The following is a 13,102-nucleotide window of genomic DNA, read 5'->3' as shown; positions in this document are numbered from 1 at the left end:
TCTCACCCGTGGCGCCCTTGCGCGCTCCGCGGAGGACACCTGGTCGGGCGTCCCCCGCGGGCGGCGTCACACGACCAGGCTCCAGGCCACGCCGTCGAGGATGTCGTGCTCGCTGGCCGTGAAGGAGTCGGCCCCCGTGCGGGCGAGCACCCGCGACAGCACGAGCGCGCCCGCGCCGATGACGTCCACCCGGCCCGGGTGCATGACGCCGATCATCGACCGCTCCCGTGAGGTGGCCTTGAGCAGCTCCCCGGTGATGCGGTCCAGGTCGGCGACGCCCACGCGGGTGTGGTGGATGCGCTCGGGGTCGTACTCGGGCAGGTCCAGGGCGATACCGGCGACCGTGGTCGCGGTGCCCGCGACGCACACGACCGAGGCGGCCTCGCGCAGCGGGACCACCCGCTCGACCTCGTCCAGCGCGGCCTCGATGTCTGCGGTCGCCGCCGCGATCTCCTGCTCCGTGGGAGGGTCGCCGCGCAGGTGGCGCTCGGTCATGCGCACGCAGCCGATGTCCACCGACAGCGAAGCGCGGACCAGCTCGCCGTCGTCCCCGGACGGGACGCCGCCCAGGACGAACTCGGTGGAGCCGCCGCCGATGTCCACGACCAGGAACGGCGGGGCCAGGTCCTCGTCCGGGCCCTCGGCCTCCAGCTCGGCGGTGGCGCCCACGAAGGACAGCTCGGCCTCGTCCAGGCCGGTGACCACCTCGGGCTCCACGCCGAGGATGCCGCGCACGCCGTCCGCGAAGACCTGGCGGTTGCTCGCGTCCCGGGTGGCGCTGGTGGCGACCATGCGCACCGCGTCCGGACCCAGGGCGATGCCGTGCGCCTCGATGGCCTCGGCGTACCCGCGCAGCGCCTCGAAGGTGCGCTCCAGCGCCTGGGGCGCGAACGCCCCGGTCTCGTCCACGCCCTCGCCCAGGCGCACGATCTCCATGCGCCGGTCGACGTCGACCACCTGCACCTCGTCCTCGCCCACGTGGACGACGTCGGCGATCAGCAGCCGGACGGAGTTGGTTCCGCAGTCGATGGCCGCGACACCGCTCATGATGCGTTCCCTTCGTCGCCCCCGGGGGCGTTCTCGTCGACACACACGCACGGGCCCCTGTCCCACCAGTGCGGCAGCTCCTCCAGCGCCTCGGCGCCGAAGGGGTTCGTCCCCGGCTCGGCCAGCTCGTGGGCGACCAGCGCGTGCAGGCACTTGACCCGGGTGGGCATGCCGCCGGTGCTCTGCATGCCCTCGGGCAGCGGTTCGACGCCGTCCAGGCGCGCCTGCTCGGCGCGCTCGGCCAGGTAGGACTCGTGCGCCCTGGTGTAGGCGGCCCGGAGTTCGGGCTCCTCCCCCAGGCGCTCCTGCATCCGGCGCATGCGGCCCTCGTTCTCCATCCGGCCGATGGCCGAGGCGGCGCGCGGGCACGTCAGGTAGTACAGGGTCGGGAAGGGCTCGCCGTTCTCCAGCCGGGGCGCGGTGCGCACCACGTCGGGCAGGCCGCAGGGGCAGCGGTGCGCGATCGCGCGTACACCGCGCGGCGGGCGGCCCAGTTGGAGTTCGACGGCGGCGGTGTCGCGCTCGGCGACCGGAGCGGGGCGCCCGGCGGCGTGCCCGGGCGCGGGCTGATCTGCGGAAGTCATGGCGCACCCAGCATAGGGCCGCACACGCACCCGAAGGCGCGGGCGTCCCCCTGCCGCCCCTTCCGCGCGGAGCCGTCGCCGACCCGGAACACCCCCGCGTCTCGCGAGTAGGATGGCGGCGCACGGGCCCGCCAGCCCGTGGCGCCGTCCCACGGGTCGGCGCGCGGCGGTGGAGCCCGCCCTCAGCCGACCGCGGCGTCCGCCGACGGTCCCCGCACACCGGCGTTGCGGCTCCCGCGGCCCGGGGCCACGACGTGTGGGGAGGACCATGTCCGCCGACGACCGAGCGCCCCGTTCCCGGGACGTGGCCGCCATGGCCGGGATCGCCGCCTGCGGCGGGGCCGCGGGGGCGGTGGCCCGCCACCTGGTGGCGCAGGCCTGGCCGACCCCCGACGGCGGGCTGCCGCTGGCCACCCTGGCCGTCAACCTCGCGGGCTCGGTGCTCATCGGCGTCCTGGTCGCGGCCGTCACCGGTCCCCGGCCCGCGCCGCCCTGGGTCAGGCAGCTGCTCGGCACCGGCTTCCTGGGCGGGTTCACCACCTACTCGGCCCACGTCCTGGACACGGGTGCGCTGGCGGCCTCCGGACGGGTCGCCGAGGCCGCGGCCTACATGGCGCTCACCCTGGCCGGGGCGGTGGCCGGGACAGCCCTGGGCGCGTGGGCCACGGGGCGCGCGCTCCGCGCGCTGTCCCGCCGGAGGCGGCCGTGAACTGGGAGGTGTTGCTGGTCGGCCTGGGCGGCGGCGCGGGCGCGGCCCTGCGCTACCTGGTGGACCGGGCCGTCTCGCGCGCGGTCGGCGCGGGGCTGCCCTGGGGCACGTTCACCGTGAACGTCGCGGGCACCCTGCTGCTGGGGCTGCTGGTCGGCGCCGCGGGTGCGGCGGCGCTCTCCCCCCGGTTGTGGGCCCTGCTCTCCGTCGGGTTGTGCGGCGCGCTGACCACGTACTCGACCTTCTCCCACGAGGTCCTCTCCCTGGCCGGGGAGGGGCGCGTCCCGGCCGCCGCCGGCTACGCGGCCCTGACCGGGGGCTGTGCGCTGGTCGCGCTGGCGGCGGGGGCGTGGGCCGCGGGCGCCCTGCTCTGAGGGGCGCGGGGCTCAGAGCCCGTCGTCGGGCGGCGGGCTGTCGGCGTCCTCCACCGAGCGCCACAGGGTGGTGAACCAGGGCTCGCTGGGGCCGGTGTCGTCCTCGTCCTCGCCCTCGGAGTCGGGCGGGATGACGATGTAGGCGGTCTCGCCGGGGTACTGGTAGTGCAGCCGGACGCGGGCCTCGCGCTCCACGTAGGAGTCCTGGGTCATCTCGTCCTGGCGCTGGCGCAGGTCCTGCACGCTCTGCTCCATGCGTGCGCGCTCCTCGCGCAGGTCGGCGAGCTGGGCGCGCTGGGCGATGTACTCGCGCAGCGGGTAGGCCAGGCTGAGCGCGATCACGCACACCACGAGCGCGAGGATGGCCGCGCGGCTGGTGAGCATGGGCCGCACCCTGGGGGTGCGGCCCGTGCCCGTGCCTGAGGACCCCGTCTTCCGGGCAGGACCGCGCCCGGGCCTGTCGGCTTTGGCCGCCTTCTTGGCCTTTGGACGCTGCTGCTCGGATTCGCGGGGCACTGGGGCAGACTAGCCGCGCGCGGCGAAGCGCGGGAAGGCCGACACGCCCGCGTACACGGCGGCGTCGTCGAGTTCCTCCTCGATGCGCAGCAGCTGGTTGTACTTGGCGACCCGCTCGCTGCGCGCCGGGGCGCCGGTCTTGATCTGCCCGGCGTTGGTGGCCACCGCGATGTCGGCGATGGTCGTGTCCTCGGTCTCGCCGGAGCGGTGGCTGATCATGGCCGTGTAACCGCTGCGCTGGGCGAGGGAGACCGCGTCCAGCGTCTCGGTGAGGGTGCCGATCTGGTTGACCTTCACCAGCAGCGAGTTGGCGGTGTCGGCCAGGATGCCGCGCTGGAGCCGCTCGGGGTTGGTGACGAACAGGTCGTCGCCCACGAGCTGCACCTTGTCGCCCAGCTGGGCGGTGAGCTTCTTCCAGCCCTCCCAGTCCTCCTCGTCGAGGGGGTCCTCGATCGAGACGAGCGGGTAGGCCTCCACCAGCTCGGCGTAGTAGGCGGCCATCTCCTCCGAGGAGCGGGCCTTGCCCTCGAAGGTGTACACGCCGTCGCTGAAGAACTCGCTGGCGGCCACGTCCAGGGCGAGCGCGATGTCGGTGCCCGGGGTGTAGCCCGCCTTCTCGATGGCCTCCACGATCAGGTCGAGGGCGGCGCGGTTGCTGTCCAGGTTGGGGGCGAAGCCGCCCTCGTCGCCCACGCCGGTGGCCAGGCCGTGGGCCTTGAGGACCGACTTGAGCGCGTGGTAGACCTCGGTGCCCCAGCGGACGGCCTCGGAGAAGGTGGGAGCGCCGATCGGCGCGACCATGAACTCCTGGATGTCGACGTTGCTGTCGGCGTGCGCACCGCCGTTGAGGATGTTCATCATCGGCACCGGCAGCACGTGCGCGTTGGGGCCGCCGATGTAGCGGAACAGGGGCAGCCCGGCCTCGGCCGCGGCGGCCCTGGCCACGGCCAGGGAGGCGCCCAGGATGGCGTTGGCGCCGATCCGGGACTTGTCCGGGGTGCCGTCCAGGTCGATGAGCGCGCGGTCGATGATGCGCTGCTCGTCGGGGGCGTGGCCGAGCAGCTCGTCGGCGATCTCGTCGTTGACGGCCGTGACGGCCTTGGTCACGCCCTTGCCGCCGTAGCGGTCACCGCCGTCGCGCAGCTCGACCGCCTCGAACTGGCCGGTGGAGGCGCCGCTGGGGACGCCCGCGCGCGCGATGGTTCCGTCGTCGAGCAGGACCTCGACCTCGACTGTCGGGTTGCCCCGGGAGTCAAGGATCTCCCGCGCCTGTACTGCCTCGATGGACGCCACGGTCTCTCTCCGTCTCTTGGGGTTTCTCGGACCACTGGTTCAGGACCCGACACGAGACTAGCGACCCCGCACCGGGGAGGACGCGCGCACCCGGCGGAATTGGTCTAGTCCATATCGGACATGCCCGCTTCCAGGGCGGCCACGGCGATGTCGATGGCGCGTTCGCGGTGGTCGGCGGCCTCCTCGGCGGAGAACATGACCGAGAGGTCCTGGATGCCGCCCAGGGCGATCACGGCGCCCATCCGGGCGGGCACGCCGCCCTCGGGGCCCACGAGCAGGGTGTCCAGGCGTCGGCGCCAGGAGATGACGGAGTCGACCAGCCCGACGTCGGCCAGCGCGCCCAGGTCGTTGAGGACGGCGAGCATCAGGGCGCTGTGGCGCACGCAGACGTCGAAGTAGTCGCCCAGCAGCGCGCGCGGGTCGTCGGCCCCGCCGTGGCCGCCGTACCTGGCGAAGAGCGCCTCCATGTCCTCGCCCAGGGGGCTGACCAGTGACGTGAGCAGGTCGTTCTTGGAGGGGAAGTGGTAGTACAGCGCGGCCTTGGTGATGTCCAGGCGCTCGGCGATCTCGCGCAGGCTGGTCTTCTCGAAGCCCTTGCGGGCGAACAGCTCCAGGGCCACCGCCCGGATCTGCGCCTTGGTGTCGTTCTGCACTCTGGGCACCCGTGTCACTTCCGTTCCCTCGCCACCGGTCAGTCGAGTCTAGCGGCGACCTTCCGGCCGGTAGTTTACCTGTCGATCGGTAAGTTACTTGACGCACGGTAAGTAGCGTTCTAGCGTGGGCGCAACGGCACACGAAGGAGCGAGAACGCCATGACCGCCGTACGCAACGTCCTGATCTCCGGCGCGGGCATCGCCGGACCGACCCTCGCCCACTGGCTCCACCACCACGCCATCGAGGCCACCGTCGTCGAACGCGCCCCCGCGCCCCGCACGGGCGGCTACGCCGTCGACGTGCGCGGCACCGCCCTGGACGTCGCCGAGCGCATGGGGGTGCTGGACGGCATCCGGGCCTCGGCCACCGAGATGTCCAGGGCCACGACCGTGGACGCCCGCGCAAGGCGCACGGGCGGCTTCGAGGCGAGCGCGGTCACCGCCGCCGGCCGCTCCGCCGAACTGCTGCGCGGTGACCTGGTCCGCCTGGTCCACGCGCCGACCGCCGCGTACACCGAGTACCTGTACGGGGACTCCGCCACCGCGATCGAACAGCGGCGGGACGGGGTCCACGTGGCATTCGCGCGGTCCGGACCGCGCGTGTTCGACCTCGTCGTGGGGGCGGACGGCCTGCACTCCACGACCCGGCGGCTCGCGTTCGGCCCGGAGGCCCCCCACCGCCGGTTCCTGGGCAGCTACATCAGCATCTTCACCGTGCCCAACCACCCGGGGCTGGACCGCGAGGCCGTGCTGTTCAACACCCCGGGACGGCTCGTGGCCATGTACCACACGCCCCGCGCGCAGGGGGCCAAGGCCATGCTGGCGCTGTCCGCGCGAGAGGAGAGCGGCGTCGACCGCAGGCCGCCCGGGGAGCAGAGGGAGTTCCTGCGCCGCGCCTTCGCCGGGCACGGCTGGGAGGCCGACCGCATCCTGGAGGAGATGGAGCGGGCCCCGGACTTCTACTTCGACTCCGTCGCCCAGATCCGCATGGACCGCTGGTCGGCCGGGCGCGTGACCCTGCTCGGCGACGCCGGGTACTGCCCCTCACCCATGTCGGGGCAGGGCAGCAGCCTGGCCATGGTCGGCGCCTACGTTTTGGCGCAGGAACTCGCCCGCCACGACGGCCACCGCACGGCGCTGGCCGCCTACGAGGCCCGGATGAGGCCGTTCGTGGCGGCCAACCAGGACATCGCCGACCGGGGCCAGGCGTTCCTGCTCCCGCGCACCCGGCCGGCGCTGCTGGCACGCGGCCTCCTGCTCCGGCTGGCCCCGCTGCTGTCCTCCCTCGGCGGCTTCGACAGCCGCCTGTCACGGGCGTCGGAGGCCCTGGAGCTGGACGCCCCCGCACCCGCAGGGGCCTGACCCGGACCGGCGCACGGCGGACCAGCCCGCCCCTTTCGGTGCGGCCTCGCACCCCCCGGCGCGGTTCTGGCGTCGGCACCGGCGACGAGGACGCGGCCAACGCGGGGCGGGACGCCGACGTCACACCGGCCGCACCCGCGGCCGACCCGTCAGGCCTCGCCCGCCTTGTCCCAGTAGGTCCGCCACTCCCCCGCGGACAGCTCGCGGGGCTCCCTTCCATCGGCGCGGGCGGCGTCCTCGGCCGCGCGCACACGGGCGTCGAACCGGCGGGCCGCCGCCCTCAGGTCGCTCTCGGCGTCGCGGCCCCGACCGCGCTCGGCCGCCACAGCCGCGAACAGCTCCCCGCCCTCGGCCCCGTCGTCACCGACCAGGTCGGCGGGGAAGCCGTTGCGCACCGCACGCCTCTGCAACTCGTCGGCCAGCAGCACCGCGGGCTGGGCGAACGGCACCCCGTCCAGGACCGAGTTGCGCCCGTCGCCGCCCGCCGCCCGGGCCTTCTCCGCCCGCTCGGCCGCCTTGATGGCCTCCCAGTTGGACCCCACCTCGTCGGCGCCCGACACCTCGACCCCGCCGAACACGTGCGGGTGGCGGCGGGTCATCTTGTCGATGATGGCGTCGGCGACGTCGTCCACCGTGAACCGCGCCGGGTCCCCCTCGGGCCGCTCGGCCGCGACCGCCGCGTGGAAGACCACCTGGAGCAGCACGTCGCCCAGCTCCTCGCGCAGCAGCGCGAAGTCGCCCTCCTCGATGGTCTCCAGGGTCTCGTAGGCCTCCTGGATGAGGTACTTGGCCAGCGAGCCGTGGGTCTGGTCGCGGTCCCACGGGCACTCCCGGCGCAGGGTGTCCATCACCTCGACCAGGCGCAGCACCCGGTGCCCGACCGGCGGGCCGCCGTCCCTCCCGCCCTGCGCGTCCCGCACGTCCCGGGGGTCTCGGGTGTCTCGGGGGTCGTTCAACTCTCGTCCTCCACTGTTCGCGCCGCGGTTCAGCCGTCGTGCTCGGGCAGCCAGCCGCCCGCGCGCAGGGCCGACAGCACCCCGGCCACGGACTCGGCCGGGTCCACGCCCTCGGTGTCCACCACCAGGTCGGCGTCGTCCGGTTCCTCGTAGGGGTCGGAGATCCCGGTGAACTCGGGGATCTCCCCCGCCCGCGCCTTGGCGTACAGCCCCTTGCGGTCGCGGGCCTCGCACACCTCCAGCGGGGTCGCCACGTGCACCAGGAAGAAGTCGCCGAACTCCTCCACCATCGCGCGCACCTCAGCCCGCCCCCCGGCGTAGGGGGCGATCGGCGCGCACACCGTGACCCCGCCGTGCCGGGTGATCTCCGAGGCCACGTAGCCGATCCGGCGGATGTTGAGCTCCCGGTGCTCGCGGGAGAAGGTCAGCCCGCTGGAGAGCATCCGCCGCACCACGTCGCCGTCCAGCAGGGTCACCGGGCGCCCCGACCTGCGGATACCGTCGCACACCCCCCGGGCGATCGTGGACTTTCCCGAGCCGGACAGGCCCGTGAACAGCACGGTCAGGCCCCTGGCGGTGCGGGCCGGGCGCAGCCGCGCCAGCTCCGCGCCCACCCGGGCCGGGGTGAACCACGAGGGCAGTTCGCGCCCGTGCGCCAGCTCGGCCTCCACCTGCTCGTCGGTCAGCTCGACCCGCGCGGACGCCGGGTCGGTCCGGGTCATGGGCAGCCACAGCCCGTCGGAGGAGTGGTAGCGCCACGGTTCGGGGTCCAGCACGGTCAGGGGCGGGCGCAGGGCCATCACCCGCTCGACGTCGGGGCCGTCCCCGCCGGTCACCGCCAGCATGTGGGTGGCGCCGTAGGACGCGGCCACGTGCGCGGCCAGACCCACCTGGCGCGGCCCCCACGGCCCGCCGAACGGGCCCCGTGCGCGGTCGGCGCTCCTGGGCAGCGTGCACACCACGAAGGAGGTGCGCGCGGGCAGCAGCGGACCGGCGGCCAGCACCGCCGTGGCCATGCCCTCGTCCTCCAGGCCGGTGTCGACGATCACCAGCACGTCGGCGCGTCCGCCCTCGCCGTGGACCAGGCCCAGCGCGTCGGCCTCGGCCCGGATCTGGTGCAGGGCGCGGTGGTGCAGCGGCCGGTCGGTGACCACGGCCAGCAGGGGCCGCTCGGAGGGCTCCAGCTCCCGCTGTGCCCGCACCTCCGCGGGAGAGGGCCGCAGCTCGCGCAGCACGCCGTAGGTGGGCGGGCGCAGCAGGGTCACCGAACCGGCGAGGAGGTGGCGGCCCCCGGCGTCGCGCCAGTGCTCGGTGACGTCGAGCCCGGCCAACGGGGCGCCCTCCGGGTCGGAGAGGGTCAGGTGGTCGGCTCCGGACAGCTCCTCGGGCACCTCCAGCGTGACCGGAACCGGCCAGGGGCGCCCGTCGGGCAGGCGGCCGTCCCGCTCCACCGACGCCGCCTCGTCCCGCGTCATGAAACCGGGCAGCGGGTAGGCGCCGTTGAGGATCAGCTCCAGGTGGGCGAGCCCGTCCGGACCTGGCGCGAAGACCGGGGCGTCCGGACTCCCGACACCCCCCTGCGGCGCACTCCCACGCCTGTTGGCACTCACCACGCGCTTCCTCTCCTCGGGCGGTCCGGCAAACGCGTCCAGCGTATGCCGCGGGCGCGGGGCGACCCGCCCCCGCACCGCGTCGGACGGAATAGAAGCAGCTCGGAGAAGGTTCTAACCGGTGCGCCGCCGCCCGCGCCACCAGGCCGGGGACGCGGGCGGCACGGGGCAGCCCCGTGTCGCCGGTTGTCCACACCCCGCCCGCGCCGGACCGCCGGACTCGATAGTCTGAGAGGTGCCGGGCGTCCACTCACGCAGCCGCCTTCTTCCCGTGCAGGCCGCGACCACCACCGCCTGATCCGGACCACTTCCACTTTCTGGTGCTATGAGCCTCATTGGACTTCTCGCCGACGTCTCCAGGGACCCGGCACTGCACAGCGCGATCGAGGCCGCCCGAGGCGGCCGCGATCCCCACCTCGACCTCGTCGCCCCGGCGGCACTGCGCCCCTTCATGGTGGGGGCGCTGGCCGCCGACGCTCCCGTGGGCGCCCAGCGGCCCGTGCTCGCCGTCACCGCCACCGAGCGCGAGGCCTCCGACCTGGCCGACGCCCTGGGCTGCCTGCTGCCCGAGGACTCGGTGGCCCTGTTCCCCGCGTGGGAGACGCTGCCGCACGAGCGGCTCTCCCCGCGTTCGGACACCGTCGGCCAGCGGCTGGCCGTCCTGCGCCGCCTCGCCCACCCCGACCCCTCCGACCCGCTGACCACCCCGCTGCGCGTGGTCGTGGCCCCGGTGCGCAGCGTCCTGCAACCACTGGTGTCCGGGCTGGGCGACCTGGAGCCGGTGCGCATCCGCCCCGGCGACGAGGCCCCCCTGGAGGAGGTCGTCCAAGCCCTGGCCAACACCGGCTACGCCCGGGTGGACCTGGTCGAGAAGCGCGGCGACATGGCGGTGCGCGGCGGCATCCTGGACGTGTTCCCGCCCACCGAGGAGCACCCGCTGCGGCTGGAGTTCTGGGGCGACACCGTCGAGGACGTCCGCTACTTCCAGGTCGCCGACCAGCGCTCCATCGAGTCCTCCGGCGACGAGGGCCCGCGCACCAGCGCCTCCTCCGGGCTGTTCGCGCCGCCGTGCCGCGAACTGCTGCTCACCGACGCCGTGCGCGAGCGCGCGCGGGCTCTGGCCGAGGAGCACCCCTCCCTGGCCGAGATCCTGCACAAGATCGCCGACGGCGTCGCCGTGGAGGGCATGGAGGCCTTCGCGCCCGTGCTCGCCGAGCGCATGGAGCCGTTCCTGGCTCACCTGCCCGAGGGCGCGATGGTGGTGGGCTGCGACCCCGAGCGCATCCGCACCCGCGCGGTGGAGCTGGAGGCCACCAGCGCCGAGTTCCTGGACGCGTCGTGGATCAACGCCGCCTCCGGCGGCGAGGCGCCCATCGATCTGGGCGAGTCCGCCTACATGTCCATCTCCGAGCTGCGCTCCACCGCCGCCGAGCTGGACCTGCCCTGGTGGGGTCTGACCCCGTTCGCCGCGGACGAGAAGGGCGGAGCGGCCGAGGAGGACGACGCCGTCGTCGTCGGCGCGGTGCCCTCCGAGTCCTACCGCGGAGACACCGAGCGCGCGCTGGCCGACATCAAGGGATGGCTGCACGACAACTGGAGCGTCGTGCTGGTCACCCAGGGGCACGGCCCCGCCGAGCGCCTGGTGGCGATGCTGCGCGACGCCGGCCTGGGCGCCTCTTTGGCCGCGGATCTGACCGAGCGGCCCAAACCGGCGGTCGCCACCGTCACCACCGGCCTGGTCGACCACGGGTTCCTGCTGCGGTCGGTGCACACGGTGGTGCTCACCGAGACCGACCTGGCCGGACAGAAGTCCTCCACCCGGGACATGCGGCGCATGCCCAGCAGGAGGCGCGGCACCGTCGACCCGCTCCAGCTCAAGCCCGGTGACTACGTCGTGCACGAGCAGCACGGCGTGGGCCGCTACCTGGAGATGGTCAGCCGCCAGGTGCAGGGCGCCACCCGCGAGTACCTGCTCATCGAGTACGCGCCCTCCAAGCGCGGACAACCGGGCGACCGCCTGTTCGTGCCCACCGAGCAGCTGGGCGAGGTCACCCGGTACGTGGGCGGCGAGGCGCCCACCCTGTCCAAGATGGGCGGCGCCGAGTGGAGCAAGGCCAAGAGCCGCGCCCGCAAGGTGGTCCGCGAGATCGCGGGCGACCTCATCCGGCTGTACTCGGCGCGGCAGGCCTCCCCCGGGCACGCCTTCGGCCCCGACACCCCGTGGCAGCGCGAACTGGAGGACGCCTTCCCCTACGTGGAGACGCCCGACCAGCTCGCCGCCATCGACGAGGTCAAGAAGGACATGTCCAGGTCGGTCCCGATGGACCGGCTGATCTGCGGCGACGTCGGCTACGGCAAGACCGAGGTGGCGGTGCGCGCCGCCTTCAAGGCCGTGCAGGACGGCAAGCAGGTCGCCCTGCTGGTGCCCACCACGCTGCTCGTGCAACAGCACCTGTCCACGTTCACCGAGCGCTACGCCTCCTTCCCCGTCACCGTCAAGCCGATGTCGCGGTTCCAGACCGACGGCGAGGTGGAGGCCACCCGCGAGGGGCTGCGCTCCGGCGAGGTGGACGTGGTCATCGGCACGCACCGGCTGCTGTCCTCGGAGACCCGCTTCAAGGACCTGGGCCTGGTCATCATCGACGAGGAGCAGCGCTTCGGCGTGGAGCACAAGGAGGCGCTCAAGCGGCTGCGCACCCAGGTGGACGTGCTGGCGATGTCGGCCACCCCCATCCCGCGCACCCTGGAGATGGGCCTGACCGGCATCCGCGAGATGACCACGATCCTCACCCCGCCCGAGGAGCGCCACCCGGTGCTCACCTTCGTGGGGCCCTACGAGGACAAGCAGATCACCGCGGCGATCCGCCGCGAGCTGATGCGCGAGGGACAGGTGTTCTTCGTGCACAACCGGGTGGCGTCCATCGACAAGGTGGCGGCGAGCATCCAGCGCCTGGTGCCCGAGGCCCGGGTGGCCTACGCGCACGGCCAGATGAACGAGCAGCAGCTCGAGAAGGTGATGGTCGACTTCTGGGAGAAGAACTTCGACGTGCTGGTCTCCACCACCATCGTCGAGTCCGGCCTGGACGTGCCCAACGCCAACACCCTGATCATCGACCGCGCCGACACCTACGGCCTGTCGCAGCTGCACCAGCTGCGCGGCCGGGTGGGCCGCGGGCGCGAGCGCGCCTACGCCTACTTCCTCTACCCGCCGGAGAGGCCACTGACCGAGACCGCCTACGAGCGGCTGGCCACCGTGGCACAGCACACCGAGACCGGCGCGGGCATGTACGTGGCCATGAAGGACCTGGAGATCCGGGGCGCGGGCAACATCCTGGGCGCGGAGCAGTCCGGGACCATCGCGGGCGTGGGCTTCGACCTGTACGTGCGCATGGTCGGCGAGGCCGTGGCCGAGCTCAAGGGCGACCCGGACGCGGCCGAGGAGGTCGAGACCAAGGTCGAACTGCCCATCAACGCCTACATCCCGCACGACTACGTGCCGGGCGAGCGGCTGCGGTTGCAGTCCTACAAGCGCATCGCCAGCGTCACCAGCGAGGAGGACATCCTCTCCGCCTACGAGGAGCTCACCGACCGCTACGGCACCCCGCCCGAGCAGGTGGACAACCTCATGGCGGTGGCCCGGTTCCGGGTGCTGGCCAAGTCCGCGGGCCTGTCGGACGTGGTGATGCAGGGCAACCAGATCCGCTTCGCCCCGGTGGAGCTGCGCGAGTCGCAGGAGCTGCGGCTGCGGCGCCTGTACCCCAAGACGATCCACAAGGAGACGACCCGGACCCTGCTGGTGCCGGTGCCCAAGTCCGGCGGCCTGGGCGGCAGGCCCCTGCGGGACCTGGAGCTGCTCAAGTGGTGCACCGACCTGGTCAACTCCATCTTCGAACCCGCCAGGCGCAAGCCCGCGCCCAAGGAGAACGCCTAGGACCCGCCGCTGACGGGTTCGCGGCGCCGGGGGCTGTGCCCGCGCGTCCGGGCAGGCGCCGGGCACA

The 13,102-nt window shown here is 73.7% G+C and carries 11 protein-coding genes; 4 read left to right on the top strand and 7 right to left on the bottom strand.

From position 1 onward, the window contains the following. Nucleotides 1-66: 66 nt before the first annotated feature. Nucleotides 67-1,047, bottom strand: a complete 981-nt coding sequence (locus PV789_RS04280; protein WP_274976230.1) for a Ppx/GppA phosphatase family protein — start codon at nucleotides 1,045-1,047, stop codon at nucleotides 67-69. Continuing rightward, the gene (locus tag PV789_RS04275; RefSeq protein WP_274976229.1) at nucleotides 1,044-1,631 is read right to left on the bottom strand and encodes a DUF501 domain-containing protein; all 588 of its coding nucleotides are present in this window, start codon (nucleotides 1,629-1,631) and stop codon (nucleotides 1,044-1,046) included. The genes PV789_RS04280 and PV789_RS04275 overlap by 4 nt, the downstream gene beginning before the upstream one ends. 268 nt (nucleotides 1,632-1,899) lie before the next feature. Between PV789_RS04275 and crcB (PV789_RS04270) the strand changes: the two genes are divergently transcribed. Together crcB (PV789_RS04270) and crcB (PV789_RS04265) are read left to right on the top strand one after the other, a co-directional pair. After that, on the top strand, nucleotides 1,900-2,340 hold the full coding sequence (crcB, locus tag PV789_RS04270) for a fluoride efflux transporter CrcB (RefSeq protein ID WP_274976228.1): 441 nt from the start codon (nucleotides 1,900-1,902) through the stop codon (nucleotides 2,338-2,340). After that, complete coding sequence (crcB, locus tag PV789_RS04265) at nucleotides 2,337-2,714, top strand: fluoride efflux transporter CrcB (RefSeq protein WP_274976227.1); 378 nt, start codon at nucleotides 2,337-2,339, stop codon at nucleotides 2,712-2,714. The genes crcB (PV789_RS04270) and crcB (PV789_RS04265) overlap by 4 nt, the downstream gene beginning before the upstream one ends. Before the next feature lie 12 nt (nucleotides 2,715-2,726). Here crcB (PV789_RS04265) and PV789_RS04260 read toward each other — a convergent pair whose 3' ends face one another. From PV789_RS04260 to PV789_RS04250, 3 genes are all read right to left on the bottom strand, one after another. Then, entirely contained in the window at nucleotides 2,727-3,098 is a 372-nt protein-coding gene (locus PV789_RS04260) for an FtsB family cell division protein (RefSeq protein ID WP_274976226.1), read from the bottom strand. A 141-nt stretch (nucleotides 3,099-3,239) separates the two neighbouring features. Beyond that, nucleotides 3,240-4,523, bottom strand: coding sequence for a phosphopyruvate hydratase (gene eno, locus PV789_RS04255; RefSeq protein ID WP_013151128.1), 1,284 nt, complete (start codon nucleotides 4,521-4,523; stop codon nucleotides 3,240-3,242). Nucleotides 4,524-4,627: 104 nt separating this feature from the next. Then, nucleotides 4,628-5,185: a TetR/AcrR family transcriptional regulator gene (locus tag PV789_RS04250; protein ID WP_274976225.1), complete on the bottom strand. Its 558-nt coding sequence runs from the start codon at nucleotides 5,183-5,185 to the stop codon at nucleotides 4,628-4,630. A 150-nt stretch (nucleotides 5,186-5,335) separates the two neighbouring features. Here PV789_RS04250 and PV789_RS04245 point away from each other — a divergent pair, with 150 nt between their 5' ends. Continuing rightward, nucleotides 5,336-6,538 (top strand): FAD-dependent monooxygenase, encoded by a 1,203-nt coding sequence (locus PV789_RS04245; RefSeq protein ID WP_274976224.1) that lies wholly within the window; start codon nucleotides 5,336-5,338, stop codon nucleotides 6,536-6,538. A gap of 149 nt (nucleotides 6,539-6,687) precedes the next feature. On the opposite strand, the gene PV789_RS04240 is transcribed toward PV789_RS04245, so the two are convergent. Together PV789_RS04240 and cysC are read right to left on the bottom strand one after the other, a co-directional pair. Then, the gene (locus PV789_RS04240) at nucleotides 6,688-7,386 is read right to left on the bottom strand and encodes a nucleoside triphosphate pyrophosphohydrolase (protein ID WP_274978042.1); all 699 of its coding nucleotides are present in this window, start codon (nucleotides 7,384-7,386) and stop codon (nucleotides 6,688-6,690) included. A gap of 137 nt (nucleotides 7,387-7,523) precedes the next feature. After that, nucleotides 7,524-9,107 (bottom strand): adenylyl-sulfate kinase, encoded by a 1,584-nt coding sequence (gene cysC, locus PV789_RS04235; RefSeq protein ID WP_274976223.1) that lies wholly within the window; start codon nucleotides 9,105-9,107, stop codon nucleotides 7,524-7,526. Between the two features lie 322 nt (nucleotides 9,108-9,429). Here cysC and mfd point away from each other — a divergent pair, with 322 nt between their 5' ends. Further along, entirely contained in the window at nucleotides 9,430-13,035 is a 3,606-nt protein-coding gene (gene mfd / locus PV789_RS04230) for a transcription-repair coupling factor (protein WP_274976222.1), read from the top strand. Nucleotides 13,036-13,102 lie beyond the last annotated feature (67 nt).

Origin of the sequence: Nocardiopsis camelliae, assembly GCF_028993595.1 — a bacterium.
In the GTDB taxonomy this organism is placed as follows: domain Bacteria; phylum Actinomycetota; class Actinomycetes; order Streptosporangiales; family Streptosporangiaceae; genus Nocardiopsis; species Nocardiopsis dassonvillei.
Note: the sequence above shows the minus strand (reverse complement) of the source record. Positions and strands in the feature narration are given on the sequence as shown.